The organism is Haemophilus sp. SZY H36, from assembly GCF_018829625.1.
Taxonomy (GTDB): Bacteria; Pseudomonadota; Gammaproteobacteria; order Enterobacterales; family Pasteurellaceae; genus Haemophilus; species Haemophilus haemolyticus_K.
In genome coordinates this window covers 16,590-37,014 of the sequence record NZ_JAHKKA010000004.1, presented here as the reverse complement: position 1 = coordinate 37,014, position 20,425 = coordinate 16,590, and the positions used below count along the sequence as shown (strand labels likewise).

General features: G+C 39.1%; 17 protein-coding genes. 10 read left to right on the top strand and 7 right to left on the bottom strand.

The features are described 5' to 3' along the window. Positions 1–13: 13 nt before the first annotated feature. Positions 14–1,936 carry an ABC transporter ATP-binding protein gene (locus tag KP713_RS07510; protein WP_048953123.1) on the top strand — a complete coding sequence of 641 codons (1,923 nt, stop codon included), beginning with the start codon at positions 14–16 and terminating at the stop codon, positions 1,934–1,936. A gap of 43 nt (positions 1,937–1,979) precedes the next feature. Here the strand turns inward: KP713_RS07510 and KP713_RS07505 are convergent, their stop codons facing one another. From KP713_RS07505 to glpT, 6 genes are all read right to left on the bottom strand, one after another. Beyond that, on the bottom strand, positions 1,980–2,654 hold the full coding sequence (locus tag KP713_RS07505) for a phosphoglycolate phosphatase (RefSeq protein WP_048953100.1): 675 nt from the start codon (positions 2,652–2,654) through the stop codon (positions 1,980–1,982). 21 nt (positions 2,655–2,675) lie between these two features. Beyond that, complete coding sequence (gene rpe / locus KP713_RS07500; RefSeq protein ID WP_048953099.1) at positions 2,676–3,353, bottom strand: ribulose-phosphate 3-epimerase; 678 nt, start codon at positions 3,351–3,353, stop codon at positions 2,676–2,678. A 124-nt stretch (positions 3,354–3,477) separates the two neighbouring features. Further along, positions 3,478–4,989 (bottom strand): glycerol kinase GlpK, encoded by a 1,512-nt coding sequence (glpK, locus tag KP713_RS07495; protein ID WP_215770304.1) that lies wholly within the window; start codon positions 4,987–4,989, stop codon positions 3,478–3,480. A gap of 20 nt (positions 4,990–5,009) precedes the next feature. Continuing rightward, complete coding sequence (locus KP713_RS07490) at positions 5,010–5,804, bottom strand: MIP/aquaporin family protein (RefSeq protein ID WP_215770303.1); 795 nt, start codon at positions 5,802–5,804, stop codon at positions 5,010–5,012. Positions 5,805–6,034: 230 nt separating this feature from the next. Next, positions 6,035–7,129: a glycerophosphodiester phosphodiesterase gene (gene glpQ, locus KP713_RS07485; protein WP_005626929.1), complete on the bottom strand. Its 1,095-nt coding sequence runs from the start codon at positions 7,127–7,129 to the stop codon at positions 6,035–6,037. Positions 7,130–7,232: 103 nt separating this feature from the next. Continuing rightward, positions 7,233–8,675, bottom strand: a complete 1,443-nt coding sequence (glpT, locus tag KP713_RS07480; protein WP_005644150.1) for a glycerol-3-phosphate transporter — start codon at positions 8,673–8,675, stop codon at positions 7,233–7,235. A 293-nt stretch (positions 8,676–8,968) separates the two neighbouring features. Here glpT and glpA point away from each other — a divergent pair, with 293 nt between their 5' ends. From glpA to KP713_RS07450, 6 genes are all read left to right on the top strand, one after another. After that, positions 8,969–10,660, top strand: a complete 1,692-nt coding sequence (gene glpA / locus KP713_RS07475) for an anaerobic glycerol-3-phosphate dehydrogenase subunit A (RefSeq protein ID WP_215770302.1) — start codon at positions 8,969–8,971, stop codon at positions 10,658–10,660. Continuing rightward, on the top strand, positions 10,650–11,948 hold the full coding sequence (glpB, locus tag KP713_RS07470) for a glycerol-3-phosphate dehydrogenase subunit GlpB (RefSeq protein ID WP_215770301.1): 1,299 nt from the start codon (positions 10,650–10,652) through the stop codon (positions 11,946–11,948). The genes glpA and glpB overlap by 11 nt, the downstream gene beginning before the upstream one ends. 11 nt (positions 11,949–11,959) lie before the next feature. Beyond that, positions 11,960–13,240, top strand: a complete 1,281-nt coding sequence (gene glpC, locus KP713_RS07465) for an anaerobic glycerol-3-phosphate dehydrogenase subunit GlpC (RefSeq protein ID WP_005632254.1) — start codon at positions 11,960–11,962, stop codon at positions 13,238–13,240. Between the two features lie 159 nt (positions 13,241–13,399). Continuing rightward, positions 13,400–15,928, top strand: a complete 2,529-nt coding sequence (locus tag KP713_RS07460) for a class I adenylate cyclase (RefSeq protein WP_215770300.1) — start codon at positions 13,400–13,402, stop codon at positions 15,926–15,928. 84 nt (positions 15,929–16,012) lie between these two features. Then, positions 16,013–16,816, top strand: coding sequence for a serine O-acetyltransferase (gene cysE, locus KP713_RS07455; protein ID WP_048953091.1), 804 nt, complete (start codon positions 16,013–16,015; stop codon positions 16,814–16,816). Between the two features lie 9 nt (positions 16,817–16,825). Then, positions 16,826–17,641: a shikimate 5-dehydrogenase gene (locus KP713_RS07450; RefSeq protein ID WP_215770299.1), complete on the top strand. Its 816-nt coding sequence runs from the start codon at positions 16,826–16,828 to the stop codon at positions 17,639–17,641. A 63-nt stretch (positions 17,642–17,704) separates the two neighbouring features. On the opposite strand, the gene KP713_RS07445 is transcribed toward KP713_RS07450, so the two are convergent. Beyond that, positions 17,705–18,529 carry a 5'-nucleotidase, lipoprotein e(P4) family gene (locus tag KP713_RS07445; protein WP_215768181.1) on the bottom strand — a complete coding sequence of 275 codons (825 nt, stop codon included), beginning with the start codon at positions 18,527–18,529 and terminating at the stop codon, positions 17,705–17,707. A 223-nt stretch (positions 18,530–18,752) separates the two neighbouring features. Here KP713_RS07445 and ftsB point away from each other — a divergent pair, with 223 nt between their 5' ends. The 3 genes from ftsB to ispF are packed head-to-tail and all read left to right on the top strand — an operon-like array spanning position 18,753 to position 20,175. Further along, on the top strand, positions 18,753–19,031 hold the full coding sequence (gene ftsB, locus KP713_RS07440; RefSeq protein ID WP_215770298.1) for a cell division protein FtsB: 279 nt from the start codon (positions 18,753–18,755) through the stop codon (positions 19,029–19,031). Beyond that, positions 19,031–19,708 carry a 2-C-methyl-D-erythritol 4-phosphate cytidylyltransferase gene (ispD, locus tag KP713_RS07435; RefSeq protein ID WP_215770297.1) on the top strand — a complete coding sequence of 226 codons (678 nt, stop codon included), beginning with the start codon at positions 19,031–19,033 and terminating at the stop codon, positions 19,706–19,708. Before ftsB ends, ispD begins: the two co-directional genes overlap by 1 nt. Continuing rightward, positions 19,705–20,175, top strand: coding sequence for a 2-C-methyl-D-erythritol 2,4-cyclodiphosphate synthase (gene ispF / locus KP713_RS07430; protein ID WP_215770296.1), 471 nt, complete (start codon positions 19,705–19,707; stop codon positions 20,173–20,175). The genes ispD and ispF overlap by 4 nt, the downstream gene beginning before the upstream one ends. The last annotated feature ends 250 nt before the right edge of the window (positions 20,176–20,425 follow it).

Genomic DNA, 20,425 nt, shown 5'->3' with positions numbered 1-20,425 from the left:
GTGTTTTAGAAAAATGATTGTATTTAATAATATTTCCTTAAAGCGTGGACAAACGGAATTACTCGACAATGCGGTAGCTACGATTACCCCTAAACAAAAAGTTGGTTTAGTGGGTAAAAATGGTTGTGGTAAATCCTCTCTTTTGGCGTTGTTAAAAAAAGAACTTCAGCCAGAAGGCGGAGATGTGACTTATCCATCAAATTGGGCGGTATCTTGGGTGAATCAAGAAACGCCTGCACTGGATGTTTCTGCAATTGATTATGTAATTCAAGGTGATCGAGAATATTGCCGCTTACAGCAAGAATTAGCTTGGGCGAATGAACAAAACGATGGTAATGCGATTGCACGTATTCACGATAGACTTGATGCTATTAATGCGTGGACAATTCGCTCTCGTGCGGAAACACTTTTACATGGTTTGGGCTTTACTCAGGTAGAAACCAGTCATGCTGTGAAATCCTTCTCCGGTGGTTGGCGAATGAGATTGAATTTAGCACAGGCGTTGCTTTGCCCGTCAGATTTATTGTTACTTGATGAGCCGACGAACCACTTAGATTTGGAGGCAGTGATTTGGTTGGAACGTTGGTTAGTGAATTATCAAGGTACATTGGTGCTGATTTCTCACGACCGTGATTTTCTTGATCCGATCGTGAATAAAATTTTGCATATTGAACATCAAAAACTGAATGAATACACCGGTGATTATTCGTCTTTTGAGGTGCAGCGCGCGACTAAACTTGCACAACAGGTTGCGATGTATCGACAGCAACAACAAAAAATTGCTCATTTACAAAACTATATTGATCGCTTTAAGGCAAAAGCGACTAAGGCAAAACAGGCGCAAAGTCGAGTGAAAGCGTTAGAACGAATGGAACTTATTGCACCAGCTTATGCAGATAATCCCTTCACCTTTGCATTTCGTTCCCCTGCTACTTTGCCAAGCCCTTTAGTGATGATTGAACAAGCTAGTGCGGGTTATGGAGAAGGGGAAAGTGTGGTTGAAATTTTGAGTAAAATTAAACTTAATCTTGTGCCAGGTTCACGCATTGGTTTATTGGGGAAAAATGGTGCAGGTAAATCAACTTTGATTAAACTTTTAGCTGGAGAGCTGACCGCACTTTCAGGCAATGTTCAACTTGCTAAAGGTGTACAGCTTGGTTATTTTGCTCAACATCAGTTGGATACGCTTCGTGCGGAAGAATCTGCGCTTTGGCATATGCAAAAAATCGCACCAGAACAAACTGAACAACAGGTACGTGATTATCTTGGTAGTTTTGCTTTTCACGGAGATAAAGTGAATCAAGCGGTGAAGTCCTTTTCCGGTGGTGAAAAAGCGAGATTAGTTTTAGCATTAATTGTATGGCAACGCCCAAATTTGCTGTTATTGGATGAGCCAACTAACCACTTGGATTTAGATATGCGCCAAGCTTTAACAGAAGCCTTGGTTGATTACGAAGGTTCGCTAGTTGTTGTCTCTCACGATCGTCATTTACTACGTAATACGGTAGAAGAATTTTATTTAGTACATGATAAACAAGTGGAAGAATTTAAGGGGGACTTAGACGATTATCAGAAATGGTTAACCGAACAAAATAGTCAATTGATATCCAAATCTAATGATGAAATTGAAGCTACAGAAAATGCTACTTCTAACCAAAATCGTAAAGAACAAAAACGCCGTGAGGCGGAATTACGTCAACAAACCGCACCATTTCGTAAAAAAATTGTTCAGTTGGAAGACAAAATGGATAAGTACTCTCAACAACTTGTAGAGATCGAAAATCAGCTGTCGGATTCAGAGCTTTATAATGCAGAAAATAAAGAAAAATTAACCGCACTTTTGAATGAACAAGTGACAGTGAAAAAGTCGTTAGAAATAGTGGAAGCAGATTGGATGATTGCGCAGGAAACGTTGGAAGGAATGTTGAATCTTTAGATTGAGTTAGGGCGGAAAACTGCCGCCCTATTTTAAAGATATCTTACAAAATTGTTAGTAACTGAGAAAAATCATCGAATACCCAATCTGGGTTGGAATCGCTAATAGGCATATTATAGTTATACCCATAGGTTAATCCGACAGCGGGGCAACCTGCTGCGTGTGCAGCAAGAATATCATTTTTAGAATCACCAACAAAAAGTATTTGGCGTGGTTCAACACCGAATTTCCCACATAAATAATAAAGTGGCCCTGGATGGGGTTTGATTGCAGGTAGTGATTGTCCACCAAGCATTTCGCTAAATAAATGATCAATACTAAATGCGGACAACACAGGTTGAACATGACGTGTTGGCTTATTTGTTACGACTGCAAGCGTATAGCCTTTTTCTTTTAAATTTTCTAAAGTTTCCTTCACATTGGGATATAAACGGCTGATATTGCATAAATTTTCACCGTAGTAAAAATTAAACCGCGCTTTTACTTTTTCAATCTCAGACACTGTTAATTCTCGACCGCTTTGAGCACAAGCCCAATCTAATGCTCGGGCAATTAAGACAGGTGCACCGTTGCCAATCCAAGTGAGTACTAATTCTTCGGATGCTTGAGGTAAGCTAAATTCAGTTAATGCAGAGTTTACTGATAAGGCTAAATCTGGCAGGCTATTTACTAAGGTTCCGTCTAAATCAAATCCAATAAGTTTAAATTGTGTATTCATTTGTTATCTCTTCTAAAAATATTATTGGGCTTTCATATTTGATAATTGTGTACGCATTTGATCTATTACTTGTCTATAATCGGATTTTCCAAAAATGGCTGAGCCCGCCACAAACATATCAGCACCTGCAGCAGCAATTTCTGCAATATTATCGACTTTAACACCACCATCAACTTCGAGACGAATATCATAGCCACTGTTATCAATAATTTTACGTGCTTGTTGAAGTTTTTGTAAGGTTGCAGGAATAAAGGATTGACCACCAAAACCTGGGTTTACTGACATTAATAATACAATGTCAATTTTGTCTAACACATAATCTAAATAACTTAGTGGTGTTGCGGGGTTAAAAACTAAACCAGATTTACAACCGTGATCACGAATGAGTTGTAAAGTGCGGTCAATATGTTCGCTAGATTCTGGATGAAATGTAATATAGTTTGCCCCAGCTTTGGCAAAGTCAGGAATAATTCTATCCACAGGTTTTACCATTAAATGTACATCAATTGGCGCGGTAATCCCATAATCCCGTAAGGACTGGCATACTGCGGGGCCAAAAGTGAGATTAGGCACATAATGGTTATCCATCACATCGAAATGAATGACATCTGCGCCAGCATTAAGCACACGTTGTACATCATCTCCAAGTCGAGCAAGATCGGCAGACAGAATAGAGGGGGCAATGAGATAAGGTTTCATGATGATTCTCCATTGAGAAAATAATATCTTTAGTTTACTGATTTGAGATAAAAAAACCAATAAAAAACGACCGCACTTACGATCGTTTTGAAGTAATGAACATTTGAAAATAGGCAATAAAAAATTATTCTTCATCCTCTTTTGCCCATTCTAATGAGCGTTTAACGGCTTTTTTCCAGCCTTTGTAGCGACGTTCGCGTTTTTCATTGTCGCTGTCTGGGCTGAAAGTGCGTTCTACACGGGCTTTATCACGAAGCTCGTCTAAATCTTTCCAGAAGCCTGTTGCTAAACCTGCAAGGTAAGCGGCGCCTAGCGCAGTCACTTCTTTTACAACTGGGCGCTCAACATTTACATCTAAAATATCAGCTTGGAATTGCATTAAGAAGTTATTGTTGGTCGCGCCACCATCTACACGGAGGTATTGTAAGCGTTCACCTGAATCTGATTGCATAGCCTCTAAGACATCGCGGGTTTGGTAAGCAATAGATTCTAATGTTGCACGAACAATATGATTACGGTTTGCACCGCGAGAAAGGCCAAAAATTGCACCGCGCGCATATGGATCCCAATATGGTGCACCTAACCCAGTGAAAGCTGGAACAACATATACGCCATTACTATCAGTTACTTTTTGTGCAAAGTATTCAGAGTCAAAACTATCGTGAACAATTTTGAGTTCATCACGGAGCCATTGGATTGATGCACCCGCGATAAATACTGAACCTTCTAAGGCATATTCTGGTTCGCCTTTTGCATTACAAGCAATGGTTGTGAGAAGTCCATTTTTGGATGTAATAGCTTTGTTACCTGTGTGGAGCAACATAAAGCAACCTGTGCCGTAAGTGTTTTTGGCTTGGCCTGCATGTACGCAAAGATGTCCGTAAAGTGCAGCTTGTTGGTCACCTGCAATCCCTGCAACAGGAATACGAACACCGCCTTTACCACCGATATTGGTTTGGCCGTAAATTTCAGAAGAGTTGCGTACTTCAGGTAACATTGAACGTGGAATATTCAAGATTTCAAGCATCTTGTCGTCCCATTGTTTGGTATGAATGTTGAATAACATGGTACGAGATGCATTGGTGTAATCGGTTACGTGCACTCGGCCTTGAGTCAGTTTCCATACAAGCCAAGTATCAACGGTACCAAATAATAATTCGCCTCGTTCTGCTTTTTCTCGAGCACCTTCAACATTATCCAAAATCCATTTCACTTTTGTACCAGAGAAGTAAGGGTCAACCACTAAGCCTGTGGTATTGCGAATGTATTCTTCATGACCATCGGCTTTTAATTTATCGGTAATGTCTGCAGTACGGCGACATTGCCATACGATAGCGTTATAAACAGGCGTACCAGTTGCTTTTTCCCATACAATGGTGGTTTCACGTTGGTTGGTGATACCGATAGCAGCAATTTCATCAGATGTAATGCCCGCTTTGGCAACGACTTCGTTTAAGGTTGAGCTTTGAGTTGCCCAAATTTCCATAGGGTTATGTTCTACCCAGCCTGCTAGAGGGTAGATTTGGGTAAATTCACGTTGTGCAATTTCAACCACATTCGCATTATGATCTAATAATACTGCGCGAGAGCTTGTTGTGCCTTGGTCTAATGCAATGATGTATTTTTTGTCTGTCATAGTATTACTCCTTCAAATAATTATTCGCAGCCGCAATTACAAGGTAAATTGCCGCCAATTGCTTTTTTGTATAACCATGCACCAGCTAATGCGCCTAAAACGGGTGCAACCATTGGAACGATAAAATAAGGGATTTCGCGTCCGCCAGTTAAAGCGAGTTCACCCCAGCCAGCGAGATAAGCAAAGAATTTTGGTCCGAGGTCACGTGCTGGATTCATGGCAAAACCTGTTAATGGGCCCATGGCACCGCCGAGAACTGCGATTAATACACCAATTAATAATGGCGCAAGTGGACCACGAGGTACACCGTTTCCATCGTCAGTTAATGCCATAATTAATGCCATAAGAATTGCAGTAATCACAAATTCCACAGCAAAGGCTCCACCAATGCTTAAACTTGGATGAGGATAAGTGGAGAATGTACCCGCAAGGCTTAAACTTTCTTGTGTACCACGAACAATGTTGTGGGCTGTTTCATAATCAATAAAAACATTGCGGTATAAGGCATAAACTAATGCTGCAGCAAAGAATGCGCCGAGCATTTGTGAAATGATGTAAGGAATTACTTTTTTGCCGTCAAAGCAAGCAAATTTCCAAAGGGCAATGGTTACTGCTGGGTTTAGATGTGCACCAGATAAACCAGCTGTTGCATATACTGCAAGTGCAACGCCCATCCCCCACATAATGCTGATTTCCCACAAGCCAAAACTAGCGCCTGCTACTTTTAGTGCTGCAACGCAGCCCACACCAAAGAAAATCAATAAGGCTGTACCTAAAAACTCGCCGATACAGTTCGCTTTTAATGATTTATCCATAGATCACTCCTTAGAAGTGCGGTTGAAATGAAGGGTGTTTTCCCTAAATAAAAGGGAAGAAGAATCTATTAAAAAAGAATACGGAGTGTTTTGAAATAGCCTCCTTATTTGAATTCTAGGTTAGAACACCTAGATTGACGATGATGTCACTCTGTTAGAGTAACTTTTGGCTTCTACGATATGGAAACCTAGTTAACCGTGGGTGTGTTTACCCACGGTTGTGAGGGATATTATTTTTTCCCTTTTAAGAATTCCACTCCAGTATCTGGGAAATCAGTAAATACACCTGTTGCACCTGATTTATTCAATAATGCATCGTACATTTGATTTACATCTGTGAAGAATTCTGGCAACGCGTCTTTACGCACTGTATATGGATGAAGTTCAACTTTGTATTGAGCAAGCTCTTTTACTAATGGTGTGTATACAATGTTGCCTGGTTTAGATTGTTCTTTATCTACTAACATATACCAACCCGGACCAACACCATCAGCATATTTTACCACTTCTGCCATTGCACCTGGTTTAAACATCCAATCGTAATCGTAGTTTACCCATTTACCTTTCGCATCTTTTTCTTGCGTTTCTTTCCAATCTGTATAAGCCACTAATTGAACTAATTTCAAATCCATGCCCATTTTTGGAAGTAATTCAGTTTTGATACGTTTTAACTCATTAAAGTCGAAAGTTTGTAAGTAAACCATATCGGTTTTCTTATCATAGCCATATTTTTTCAATACTTTGAGCGTTTCAGCCGCAATATCTTTGCCATTTTGATGGTGGAACCAAGGTGCTTTGATTTCTGGATAAATCCCTACTTTTTTGCCAGTCGATTTTTCTAAGCCTTGGATAAATTCAATTTCATCTTCAAAGGTGTGAATTCTGAAGTGTGATTTCCAAAGTGGGAAACGACCAGGATAAACTTGTGCTTGTTTGCCATCTTTGGTTTCAAAGTTTTCTGTCATTTCTAAACTTTGAATTTCTTTTAAGGTAAAGTCGATGACATAGTAACGACCATCTTTACGGTGACGATGTGGGAATTTTTTCGCTACATCAGTCAAGCCATCTAAAAAGTGATCGTGAATAACCACTAAACGACCATCTTTAGTCATGGCTAAATCTTGCTCTAAATAATCAGCATGTTGTGCAAACGCAAGTGCTTTAGATTCTAAAGTATGCTCTGGTAAATAACCGCTAGCACCACGGTGAGCAATAATGATTTTGTCTGATTTCATTTGGGTATTTGCCATGCTTGATGAATGGCTGCTACAACCTGCTAGTACGCCAGCTGCTAATAAAGAAAGCGCTAAAGTTTTAAGTTTCATAAGTATTTTCTCCTTAAGAGTGCGGTAAATTTTTATGGTTTTTTTAGATTTTAGTTACAAAAAAGGCGACTAAGCCATTTGCTCGCCGCCTTTTTTAAACTAATTATTTAGTACCGTAAGTATCGCCTAATTTAGCCTTATGTTTTCCTTCTTCAACCATTACGATTAAGAGTAATAACACCGCTAATACGCCACCGCCGATCATTACGTAGAAACCACCGTCCCATCCGTAATGTTGAGCAGCCCAACCGATAACTGCTGATGCAGAAACTGTACCACCTAAGTAACCGAATAAACCGGTGAAACCTGCTGCAGTACCTGCTGCTTTTTTCGGTGCTAACTCAAGAGCATGTAAACCGATTAACATTACAGGACCATAGATTAAGAAACCGATTAAAGTCATTAAAATGAAGTCTGTTAATTGGTATGGGTTTTGATACCATGCGCTGTAGTTTGCTAATTCGGCTTCTGGTGTAGCTGGGTTCATCCAGTACGCAACAACCGCTGCAGTTGTTAAGATCATGAAGATGAAACCTGTTAAACCACGTTTACCTTTGAATACTTTATCTGATACCCAACCACATAATAATGTACCTGGAACCGCTGCTAATTCATAGATTGTGTATGCCCATGCAGTACCTTTGATGTTGAAGTGTTTTACTTCACTCAAGTAAACTGGAGACCATTTTAATACGCCGTAGCGGATTAAATATACGAACACGTTAGCAAGTGCGATGTACCATAACAATTTGTTTTTCAATACATAAGTTACGAAGATTTCTTTTGTGCTTAAATCATTTTCGTAAGTTTTTTCGTTATAGTCATCAGGGTAGTCATTACGCCATTTTTCGATAGATGGTAAACCACAGGATTGTGGAGTATCACGCATCACGAAGTAAACTGGAATTGCACAGATCATTGCTGCAATACCCGGATAGTATAGAGATTGTTGCCAAATGTCTTTTGCTTGTGCTTCGATACCATGAGTGCTGAAGAAGACGGCACTTGCTAATAGCACCATTGCACCAGGCATCATACCACCGATATTGTGTGCTGTATTCCAGATAGATACGATAGTACCGCGTTCTGATTTAGACCACCAGTGCACCATTGTACGACCACATGGAGGCCATCCCATACCTTGGAACCAACCATTTAAGAAGATCATCGCCCACATGATAGCGATGCCAGAGGTTGCCCATGGGAATAGACCCATTAAGGTCATACATAAACCAGATAGTAATAAACCAAATGGTAGGAATACACGAGGGTTAGAACGGTCAGACATACCAGCCATGACGAATTTTGATAAACCGTAAGCAAGACCAGCTGCAGAACCGATTACACCAAGCTCAGCTTTTGTATAAAGACCAGCTTGAATTAAACCAGGTTGTGCTAAGTCAAAGTTTGCACGCACGAAATAGTATGCGGCATAACCAAAGAAGATCCCTGCGAATACTTGCCAACGTAAGCGTCTATACGTGGAATCAATTTTTTCCGCTGGAAGTTCCGCAATATGCGGAGCGGGTTTAAATGGACCAAACATAATTTTTCTCCAACTTTGTAATTATGTGTTATTGAAATTTACCCTTCAGATAGTAAGGGATGTGCTGCATCATAAAAGAAAATAAAAAATAAGAAAGTAGTAAAATGCAAAAATGTGAAGTGTTTCACAAAAATTTTACTTTGTCTGAGCGAATGCGAAAATTATTGTGATCAACTTCACAAATTCATTTTCTTTTCCGCTCAAAATGTTGTTAATTTAAGCATACTTAAATACAATACTCTCTGTATTTTTTATATTACTTTTTTGTTAAATTTTGGGAATTGGGGGTAAACATGGGATTATCGCCTAGCATGTACAAAGATGTTGGAGATTTTTCGCCACTCAGTACCGATGTCATTATTATCGGTGGTGGCGCAACGGGTGCTGGTATTGCGCGTGACTGTGCACTTCGTGGTATTGATTGTATTTTATTGGAACGCCGCGATATTGCAACCGGTGCGACAGGACGTAACCACGGATTATTACACAGTGGTGCACGTTATGCCGTAAACGACCAAGAATCTGCTGAAGAATGTATTAAAGAAAACCGCATTTTGCGCAAAATTGCGCGCCATTGCGTAGATGAAACGGAAGGCTTATTTATCACTTTGCCTGAAGATTCTCTCGACTATCAAAAAACCTTCCTTGAGAGTTGTGCAAAATCTGGAATTGATGCGCAAGCCATTGATCCTGACTTAGCTAAAATTATGGAGCCTTCTGTAAATCCAGATTTAGTGGGCGCTGTTGTTGTGCCAGATGGCTCTATTGACCCATTCCGTTTAACTGCCTCTAATATGATGGATGCGACAGAAAACGGCGCAAAAATGTTCACTTATTGCGAAGTAAAAAATTTGATTCGTGAAGGTGGAAAAGTGATTGGTGTGAATGTGTACGATCATAAAAATCGTAGAGAACGCCAATTTTTTGCACCGTTGGTTGTGAATGCTGGTGGTATTTGGGGACAAGGGATTGCGGAATATGCCGATCTCAAAATCAAAATGTTCCCTGCGAAAGGTGCATTGCTCGTAATGGGCCATCGTATTAATAAACTTGTCATTAACCGCTGCCGTAAACCAGCTGATGCGGATATTCTTGTTCCAGGCGATACAATTTGTGTTATTGGTACAACGTCAAGTCGTGTGCCTTATGATCAAATCGATAACATGCAAGTGACGCCAGAAGAAGTGGATATTCTTTTCCGTGAAGGTGAAAAACTTGCACCTAGCTTGCGTCATACTCGCGTATTACGTGCTTATGCTGGAGTGCGACCATTAGTTGCGAGTGATGATGATCCATCAGGTCGTAATGTGAGCCGTGGTATTGTGCTACTTGACCACGCAGAACGCGATGGCTTAGATGGCTTTATTACAATCACTGGCGGTAAGTTAATGACTTATCGTTTAATGGCTGAATGGGCGACCGACCTTGTTTGTAAAAAACTCAATAAAACGGCTCGTTGTGTCACTGCGGAGCAACCTTTGCCAGGCTCTACTGAAAGCCGTCAAGAGACCAATCGAAAAGTCATTTCATTACCAAGTACTATTCGTTATTCTGCTGTGTATCGTCATGGTTCACGTGCTACTCGTTTGCTTGAAAAAGAACGTTTAGATCGTTCAATGGTTTGCGAATGTGAAGCGGTGACAGCTGGCGAAGTTCGCTATGCGATCGATGAACTGGGCGTAAATAACATTGTGGATTTACGTCGTCGTACACGTGTTGGTATGGGTACTTGCCAAGCTGAACTATGTGCATGTCGTGCTGCGGGCTTAATGAACCGTTTTGAAGTAGCAACACCAACTCAATCAACCACTCAACTTTCTGCTTTTATGGAAGAACGCTGGCGTGGTATTGAGCCGATTGCTTGGGGTGAAGCTATTCGCGAAGCCGAATTTACATCTTGGATGTATGGTAGCGTATTAGGTTTAAATGATGTGAAACCGCTTGATGAACAAGCACAACAAGGGACGGATAGCAATGAATTTTGATGTAGCCATTATTGGCGGTGGTTTGGCGGGTTTAACCTGTGGCATCGCCCTTCAACAACGCGGCAAACGTTGCGTGATAATCAACAACGGTCAAGCAGCCATTGATTTTGCATCCGGCTCTTTAGATTTATTAAGCCGTATGCCATCAACGCCAAATGGAGAAGGTCGCGCGGTAGAAAATTTAAAAGAAAATATCACCGCACTTCGCAATGAATTACCTGCTCACCCTTATAGCTTATTGGGCACAGAGAAAGTGCTTGCTAAAGCGCAAGATTTTGAACGTTTAGCTAATGAATTAAATCTTGATTTAATTGGTTCTACGGAAAAGAACCATTGGCGTGTAACAGGCTTAGGTAGTTTACGTGGTGCGTGGCTTTCACCAAATAGTGTGCCAACTGTACAAGGTAATGAACGTTTTCCGCATAAACGTATTGCGGTGCTAGGAATCGAAGGTTATCACGATTTTCAACCTCAACTTTTGGCGGCGAATTTGGTGTTAAATCCACAATTTGAGCATTGTGAGGTCATCAGTGGTTTCTTAAATATTCCACAATTAGACGAGCTTAGAAAAAATGCTCGTGAGTTCCGTAGTGTAAACATCTCTCAACTTCTAGAGCACAAACTTGCGTTCAATGATCTCATTAAAGAAATTATTGAATCAGCGCAAGGTGCAGAAGCCGTATTTTTACCGGCTTGTTTTGGTTTAGAAAACCAAGAATTTATGACCGCACTTCGTGATGCAACTAAGCTCGCATTATTTGAATTGCCAACGTTGCCACCATCATTACTCGGTATGCGTCAACGCATTCAATTACGCCGTAAATTTGAATCCCTTGGTGGTTTAATGATTAACGGTGATAGTGCATTGAGCGCAACATTTGAAGGAAATCAAGTACGTTGTATCAATACTCGCTTGCTCGAAGATGAAGAAATTACCGCAGATAATTTTGTACTAGCTTCAGGTAGTTTCTTCAGTAAAGGACTCATTTCTGAATTCGATAAAATTTATGAGCCGGTTTTTGAATCCGATATTATCGGTGTTGAAGGGTTTAACGATAAAGCTCGTTTCACTTGGACTGCTCATCGTTTTGCTCATCCACAACCTTATCAATCTGCTGGTGTGGCAATTAATGCTCAATGCCAAGTGCAAAAGAGCGGTCAATATTTAACGAATTTATATGCCGTCGGTAATGTAATTGGTGGGTTTAATGCGCTTGAACTGGGTTGTGGTTCAGGTGTCGCAGTTGTAACTGCCTTGGCGGTTGCTGATGAAATCTTGGCGAAATAAGGGGGAATAATATGGATAATAATATTCAACGACTCATTGATAGTGCAAAACAATCCCTTAATTCACCTGAAAGCCATAAATATATCGACGAAAGTTTTGAAAGCTGTATTAAATGTACGGCTTGTACTGCTGTTTGTCCGGTTTCACGCAACAATCCGCTTTATCCTGGCCCAAAACAATCAGGCCCAGATGGTGAGCGTTTACGCTTAAAATCAGCAGAACTTTACGATGAAGCACTTAAATATTGTACCAACTGTAAACGTTGTGAAGTGGCTTGTCCATCTGATGTGAAAATCGGTGATTTAATTGTGCGTGCGCGTAATAATCACTTAGCGCAGTCTAAAAAACCGTTAATGAATAAATTGCGTGATGCGATTTTAAGTAACACGGATGTAATGGGGAAAATCAATACTCCATTAGCGCCGATTGTAAACACCATCACAAGCCTAAAAGCGACCAAATTTATGTTGGAAAAAACGCTTAAAATTAGTAAAGAACGTACTTTACCTAAATATGCGTTTGGTACGTTCCGTAGCTGGTATATGAAAAATGCGTTACAAGACCAACAAAAATTTGAGCGTAAAGTCGCGTATTATCATGGTTGCTACGTTAACTATAATAATCCACAGCTTGGTAAAGAATTCCTAAAAGTGTTCAATGCGATGAACATTGGGGTGATGCTATTAGAAAAAGAAAAGTGCTGTGGTTTACCATTAATGGTGAACGGTTTCCCAGAACGTGCTCGTAATATCGCACAGTTCAATACCGATTACATTGGAAAAATGGTAGATGAAAATGGACTAGACGTGATCAGTGAAGCATCAAGCTGTTCACTTAATCTGCGTGATGAATACCATCATATTTTAGGTATCGACAATGCTAAAGTGCGTCCGCATATTCATATGGTGACGCCATTCTTATACCAGCTTTTCAAAGAAGGTAAAACATTACCGTTGAAACCACTTAAACTTCGAGTAGCTTATCACACCGCTTGTCACGTAGATAAAGCAGGTTGGGCACCTTATACTTTAGAAGTGTTGAAAAAAATTCCTGGTTTAGAAATTATTATGTTACCTAGCCAATGCTGTGGTATTGCTGGGACTTACGGTTTTAAATCAGAAAACTATGAGGTTTCACAATCTATTGGTAAAAACCTATTCGATAATATTAACGAAGGTGGGTTTGATTACGTCATATCTGAATGCCAAACCTGTAAATGGCAAATTGATATGTCATCCAATGTGACCTGTATTCACCCATTGACCTTACTCTGTATGTCGATGGATGCTTAATTAAGAAAATGTTACACCTTAATCATCTATATTCTGGATTAAGGTGTAATGAATTGAATGATAGAATAGTACCGCGCTATTTCGTTTAATTCTTTTGCTTTCCTACACCTCAAGTGGTAAATTACCTGGTAAATTTTGCTGTTCTGGTAAGGACGCCGCTTGGAATATAATCTTGAACGAGCCAAACAATGGGTAAAGGCTTTAGATAAACGTCGTTTTGAACGAGCGTTACTGGGTTCTGGCGATGCGTTTCAACATGTGTTATCAATAGTTCCTTTACTTTTACAGAGTAATCACCCACAGCTTCCTGGCTATGTCATTCATGCTCCATCAGGGGTTTCTGGTTTCCATATTTCTGATTATCAAAAGCGATGGCTTGTTAATGAATACGGTATTAATTATGCCGATTGTAAATATATAAATCATCAAAGTGCGGTAAATTTTCGATCTGTTTTGCCTCCTATTTTAGGTGTGTATGTGATGGGGAGTTTTGGTTCTATTAGCCAAACTTCATCTTCTGATTTAGATACTTGGATTTGTGTCCGTGATGGCCTTAGTTCAGATGAATGTACGCTTCTCACCAAAAAAGCTAAACGTATTTCTGAATGGGCGACTCAGTTTAATGTAGAAATTAATTTCTATTTAGTAGATCAACAACGTTTTCGCCATGAACATTATGCTGATTCACTCACCGCTGAAAATAGTGGATCCGCACAGTATATGTTGCTGTTGGATGAATTTTATCGGTCAGCAGTTCGTTTAGCGGGTAAACCTTTGTTATGGCTACATTTATGGGTTGAAAACGAAAAGGATTATGAAAAGGAAGTTGAACGACTGATTGAATCTGGGGAACTCGATCCAAATGATTGGGTTGATTTTGGTGGTTTAGGTCAATTCTCGGCGAGTGAATATTTTGGGGCTAGCTTATGGCAGCTTTATAAAGGAATTGATTCTCCTTATAAATCAGTACTCAAAATTTTACTACTAGAAGCTTATTCTAAAGAATATCCTAATACCTGTTTAATCGCACGCACCTTTAAGCGCGATTTACTTTCAGGTTGTGCTAATCCAGATCACCATTTTGATCCTTATATTGCTATCCTTTCAAAAGTTACTCAATATTTAACCGCACTTTCTGAATTTAAGCGCCTTGATTTTGTACGTCGTTGTTTTTATGTGAAAGCAACGAAGGATCTTGCGCTTTACCAAGCAGATAATTGGCGTATCCGTTATATGGAAATTTTGGCACGGGAATGGGGATGGTCTGATGAAACTGTACAATTCCTTAATTGTCGCCCACTCTGGAAAATTAAAGCAGTAAAAGAAAATCATGATAATGTGGTGAAGTTTTTGATGCTGAGTTACCGTAACTTAGTTGAGTTTGCTCGAAAACATCGAATTCACTCAAGTGTTGTACCACAAGATATTAATATTCTTTCACGTAAACTTTATACGGCCTTTGAAGCAATTCCGGGTAAGGTCACTTTACTCAACACGCAAATTTCCCATAATTTGTCGGAAGATCATATTACTTTCTTAGAAGTACGAGGAAATAAGCATTTTAAAGATGGCTGGTATCTTATTAATCAGTCGCCAAATCATATTATGTTTTCTAAAGAGCGAGTGATTGAATATGGTGAGAGCTTAAATAAACTCGTCGCATGGGCATATTTTAATCGTCTTTTAACTGAGAAGACGCACTTATCTATTTTCAGTAAAAAAGTGAGTTCAGCAACATTACATCGTTTTGTAAATAATCTTCGAGTGGCATTTCCAAGTACTGTTACGCCTCAACCAAGTAATAGCGATTTATTAAATCAGTGTGAAATTCGTAGTTTGTTTATTGCAATTAATCTGACGGTAGATCCAACAGCGAATGTAGAAGAAGTATTAACAGATATTTCATCAAGAGATTTATTTAGTTTTGGTGCAATGGAGCAAAGCCTTGTAGGAAGTATTGATTTTACTTATCGTAATATTTGGAATGAAATTCGTACCCTTCATTTTGAAGGTCAAAATGCGATTTTGTTTGCTCTAAAAGTGCTTTCTAACAAAATTTATCGTGGAGTGAATCGACCTGATTCGATTCAAGTATATTGTTATAGCAAACGTTATAGACAAGATTTATGCCAGCTTGTTAGCGGGTTAGTTAATCGTTGTGTGAGTATTCAGGTTGGAGAGACGTCATTAAGTCATTCCTCTCGTTTACGTGTTGCAGGTAAAAATTGGCAATTCTTCTTTGAAGAGCGTGGTATCACTTTACAAGAAATCCAGAGTGATTCTGCGCTTGATGATATAAAAAGTGCGGTAGATTTTGATGAAGTTTTACAAAATCCTATTAAGGATAGTGAAATGAGCCAAGAGAGCCGTTGTTATCCAGCAGAAATGGATGCATTTGCTCGAGAAGGTTTCTTACAGTTTTTCTTTGAAGATAATCCAGATCACAGTTTCAATGTTTACATTTTAGATGAAGCTAATCGTCTTGAAATTTATCGCCGATGTGATGGTGAAAAGGATGATAAAGTGCGTGAGATTAATCAACTTTACCAAAATGCTAAGCATGAGGGAGATAATAATCCTTATAATATCATTTTGCGTAATTTTAATTATCCGCAATTTTATCAATTACAAAATGGTGAAAAAGGAAGGGTGATAGTTCCTTTTCAATTTCGTTTAGCTAATGTTTAGTTGATATTGCGTTATAATTTTTGTTGAATAAATTAAGATATGGCCAGGCTTGCCAATAAAGTGGGCGGAGAAAGGGGATATAATATGACATTAGAGGTATGGCAGTACATCCGTCAAGAGGCCAAAATGCTCGCAGAGCATGAGCCTATGTTAGCAAGTTTCTTTCACTCTACTATTTTGAAACATCAAAATCTTGGTAGTGCGTTGAGTTATTTACTTGCTAATAAATTAGCGAATCCTATTATGCCAGCGATCTCTTTACGAGAAATCATTGAAGAAGCCTATCAAGCTAATCCTTCAATTATTGATTGTGCAGCAAGTGATATTAAAGCTGTGCGTCAGCGCGATCCAGCGGTAGAATTGTGGACTACGCCATTACTTTATTTAAAAGGTTTCCATGCTATTCAGAGTTATCGGATTACACATTATTTGTGGAATCAGAATCGAAAAGCGCTTGCGCTTTATCTGCAAAATCAGATTTCAGTAGCCTTTGATGTAGATATTCATCCTGCAGCTAAAATTGGTCATGGCATCATGTTTGATCATGCCACAGGAATTGTCGTAGGGGAGACCTCTATAATTGAGAATGATGTGTCTATTTTGCAAGGCGTAACACTTGGTGGAACAGGTAAAGAATCTGGTGATCGTCATCCCAAGGTACGTGAGGGCGTGATGATTGGTGCTGGAGCTAAAATTTTAGGTAATATCGAAGTAGGAAAATATGCCAAAATTGGGGCTAATTCAGTTGTGCTTCATCCTGTACCAGAATACGCGACAGCTGCTGGGGTACCGGCGCGAATTGTTGGGCAAGATAAAGCTGCAAAACCTGCATTTGATATGAACCAATATTTTATTGGACTTGATGATGGTATGAATTTAAATATTTAGAAAAGTAAAATGATAAATAAAGATACTCAACTCTGTATGTCGTTGTCAGGACGACCAGGTAATTTTGGAACCACATTTCATAATTATTTATATGAAAAGTTAGGATTAAATTTCATTTATAAAGCCTTTACGACACAAGATATTGAACATGCAGTGAAAGGTGTACGAGCATTAGGTGTTCGTGGTTGTGCTGTTTCTATGCCGTTTAAAGAAAGTTGTATGCCTTTTTTAGATGAAATCCATTCTTCAGCAAAAGCGATAGAATCAGTAAATACTATTGTGAATGATGATGGTTTCTTGCGTGCTTATAACACAGATTATATTGCTATTGTAAAATTAATTGAGAAATATCAACTGAATAATTATGCTTCCGTGATTGTACAAGGCAGTGGCGGGATGGCGAAGGCCGTTGTTGCTGCATTTAAAAATAGGGGCTTTGAGAAGGTTAAAATTTATGCTCGCAATGCAAAAACAGGGCGATATTTAGCCGCACTTTATGGTTATGAATATATTGATTCGTTGGTAAATCAGTGTGCAGAAATTCTTGTAAATGTCACCCCGATAGGCATGAAAGGTGGAAAAGAAGAAACTGAGTTGGCTTTTCCACAATCTATGATTAATGCTGCAAATATCGCTTTTGATGTTGTTGCTATTCCGGCTGAAACCCCCTTTATTCGTTATGCAGAATCTAAAGGGAAAAAGGTTATTTCAGGTGCTGAGGTTATTGTTTTACAAGCGGTTGAACAATTCGAACTTTACACGCATCAGCGTCCAAATAATGAATTAATAGAAGAAGCGGCAGTATTTGCAAGAACAAGAAGTTAAATAAAATCTCCATTAAATAACATTTAATGGAGATTTTTTATCAACTACTATTAATAAAGCAGACTATTTACCATCCCATGCTTGTACGGCATCTAGACGTGCTTTAATTTTGCCTTGAGTATCTTTTTTAAAGTAACCGTCAGCTAATCCACCTTCCCAGCCACCGTAATTTGCATTTGGTAATACAATAAAGGTTTTACCAAATTTAGCCTGATTTTGTTGTACAAATGAACGACGTTCGTTGTTACTTTTTCCGTAGACTGTATCACCGAAATCGTCTAGGTTATCGCCAGCGTAAAGAACAATCTCATAGCCTTGTTTTTCAATCTCGGCAAAACGCGCAGCTTTAGCAGATTTATCTTTTTTAAAGTAAAAGGATGAATCATCTAAGCCTTTAAAGCCAAGACGTTTCATATCGTCAATGGTACCGGTTTTTTCTGTGCTATCTTTACGGTTAGTCACGTAAAACATTTTACCGTTATGTGAATTTACATAATTATTAAATTCTACTGCGCCAGGGATAGCTCGGGATTGGCGAGCTTCAACCCAACGTGTCCAATCTTTTCCATCAAATGGTTTATTGTTTTTTACTTGCCAACCAGCATAAAGGCTGTTATCTAACATGGTTTCATCTAAGTCAACAACAACCGCTTTTTTCTTTCCTTTAGTAACTTTTGCGTGATCAAAGGCAACTTTTGCTGCATTGTACGCTTGATAAGCTAATGCTTGGTATTCACCCGAATCTTGCATCCAGTTTAATCCGAGAACAGCTTGTTGTTGCAATTGTGCATTAGCATGTTCCTTTGAATCCATTGAATGAGTACTACATCCAGCGAGAACAAAAGCAGAAATTGCAGCAAGTGCGGTCATTTTTAAGGTTGTTTTCATGTTAAATTATTCTCCATATTAAGGCAGTTAAATACTGTGGGGAGTATATCAAGTCTTTTGGTTTTTTACTTCATCTTCTCTGAATATCTCTTTAGTTTGTGATATGGATCACATTTTTTCTTTTCATTTTGTGACGAATATGTACAGCATTTTTTTATGCTATCGCCTTTCCTCTTTTTTCACGGTAAACTATCAGCATTTTTTCTTGTATAAGATAAAGATTATGCGACTTTTGATTCTTATTCTTTTCGCCATATTGGCACTGTTTCAATATGATTTATGGTTTGGGCGCAATGGATTTGGGGATTATCGTGAAACTGCGGTAAAAATTGTAGAAAATCATGCTGAAAATGAAAAACTTTCCCAGCGTAATCAACGTATTAATGCGGAAATTCAAGGATTAACAAAGGGGTTTGAATCGATTGAAGAACGAGCAAGGATGCAGCATGGTATGGTAAAAGAAAATGAAGTGTTTTATCACATTGTGAAAGAGAATAAATAATGGATCGTCCAATTGTTGTTGTATTACCTGCAGCTGGAGTAGGCTCGCGTATGCAAGCGGATAAACCAAAACAATACCTAGCGTTGTTAGGTAAAACGTTGTTAGAACATACGCTTGATATCATGCTAACTCATACAGCGATTTCGAAGATTATATTAGTCGTGAGTAAAGATGATCCTTATATAGCCAATTTATCACTTTCACCTAAAATTCAATTGGTAGAAGGTGGTGAAACGAGGGCTGAATCAGTGCTAAATGGTTTGAATGCAATTTGTGATAAAAATGCTTGGGTACTAGTACATGATGCGGCTCGTCCTTGTTTACAGCATACTGATATTGATAAATTATTAACCATTGATGATGAACAGGGGGCAATTTTAGCAATTCCCGTAACAGACACAATTAAGCGTTCAGATAATCAACAACGTATAGTTGTGACTGAAGATCGTAGTCAGCTTTGGCATGCTCAAACACCACAATTTTTTCAAGTGGAATGCTTGAAAAAAGCACTTTCTACCGCCCTGCAGCAAGGGGTTCAAATTACGGATGAGGCTTCAGCAATGGAGCATGCGGGTTTTCGACCGCACTTGGTAGCTGGTCGTAGTGATAATTTGAAAGTCACTCGTCCTGAGGATTTGGCATTAGCTGAATTTTATTTAACAAGGAATAAATTATGATGAGAATTGGACATGGGTTTGATGTTCATGCTTTTGGAGAGAATCGCCCATTAATTATCGGTGGTGTAGAAGTACCATATCACACTGGTTTTATAGCACATTCGGATGGCGATGTGGCTTTACATGCCTTGACTGATGCAATTTTAGGCGCGGCAGCACTAGGTGATATTGGCAAACTTTTCCCTGATACAGATATGCAATATAAAAATGCAGATAGTCGTGGTTTATTACGTGAAGCTTTTCGTCAGGTTCAAGAAAAGGGATATAAAATTGGGAATGTTGATGTAACTATTATTGCTCAGTCACCCAAAATGCGCCCATATATTGATGCAATGCGTGTAAAAATTGCTGAGGATTTACAATGTGATATTGAGCAAGTCAATGTAAAGGCCACGACCACGGAAAAATTAGGTTTTACAGGGCGAAGTGAAGGCATCGCCTGTGAGGCCGTTGCATTGTTAGTATAGTGATATATCGTAAGTGCGATAGCGTGCCTAAAAGAATTTTATCGTATTTCAAATTTTGTGATCTAGATCACAGTTTCTAGAGGTGAAAAGTCATACCATACATCTGCACAGTAAGTTTGTTGTTAATGACGCAAGCTATAAATCAAGATTTAGGCACAAGAATGGACGTTTGTGCCATTTGGCATAGAGCTGTGCATCTTGCCTATTGGGTTTGGCGGACTGTTGTCTGACATTCCCGAACGATATCCTA